This window comes from Burkholderia sp. LMG 13014 (assembly GCF_905232215.1).
Classification (GTDB): domain Bacteria; phylum Pseudomonadota; class Gammaproteobacteria; order Burkholderiales; family Burkholderiaceae; genus Burkholderia.
In genome coordinates this window covers 1-1,116 of record NZ_CAJNKE010001044.1, presented here as the reverse complement: position 1 = coordinate 1,116, position 1,116 = coordinate 1, and the positions used below count along the sequence as shown (strand labels likewise).

At 66.5% G+C, this 1,116-nt stretch carries 1 protein-coding gene; it reads right to left on the bottom strand.

Annotated features, from left to right (window positions below; translation table 11 throughout):
- Positions 1–115: 115 nt before the first annotated feature.
- Positions 116–1,116: potassium-transporting ATPase subunit KdpB (kdpB, locus tag JYJ84_RS37250; protein ID WP_205190354.1), on the bottom strand; the 1,001-nt coding region annotated here is incomplete at its 5' end.

Here is a 1,116-nt window from a genome sequence, read left to right as displayed (position 1 = left end):
CGATTCGCTTCGCTCACGTTCACATTCACATCCATGATCGCTTCCGGCAATTGAAACGCCGAACGGCCCCGCACACGCCGCGAAGGCGTGAGCGGGGCCGCGACGGCGCGTTCGGTCAGATAAACGGCGTCAACAACATGTCGATCAGCTTGATGCCGATGAACGGCGCGATGATCCCGCCCACACCATAAATCAGCAGGTTGCGCCCCAGCAGCTTCTCGGCCGGCTCCGCGCGATACTTCACGCCTTTCAGCGCGAGCGGGATCAGCGCGACGATGATCAGCGCATTGAAGATCACCGCCGACAGGATCGCCGACGTCGGGCTGTGCAGCCCCATCACGTTCAGCGCGCCGAGTGCCGGATAGGTCGCGACGAATGCGGCCGGGATGATCGCGAAATACTTCGCGAGATCGTTGGCGACGCTGAAGGTGGTCAGCGCGCCGCGCGTCATGATCATCTGCTTGCCGACCTCGACCACCTGCATCAGCTTGGTCGGGTTGCTGTCGAGGTCGACCATGTTGGCCGCTTCCTTCGCCGCCTGCGTGCCGCTGTGCATCGCGACGGCCACGTCGGCCTGCGCGAGTGCCGGCGCGTCGTTGGTGCCGTCACCCGTCATCGCGACGAGATGGCCCTTCGCCTGGTGCTCGCGAATCAGCCGCAGCTTGTCCTCGGGCGTCGCTTCGGCAAGGTAGTCGTCAACGCCGGCTTCCGCCGCGATCGCCGCCGCGGTGAGCCGGTTGTCGCCGGTGATCATCACGGTCTTCACGCCGACCTTGCGCAGCTCGGCAAAGCGCGCGGCGATCCCGTGCTTGACGATGTCCTTCAGCTCGATCGCGCCGAGCACGCGCGATCCGTCGGCGACGACGAGCGGCGTACCGCCACGTCGAGCGATATCGTTGACCGCCGTCTCAACCGCTTGAGGAAACACACCGCCGAGCGCATCGACGTGCGCGCGGATCGCCGACGCCGCGCCCTTGCGCACCTGGCGCTCGCCGATATCGAGGCCGCTCATCCGCGTGCGTGCGCTGAACGGCACGGTGATGCTGCCGGCGGCTGCCGTCACGTCCAGCGAGAAGCGCTGCTTCGCGAGCGCGACGATCGAGCGTCCTTCCGGGG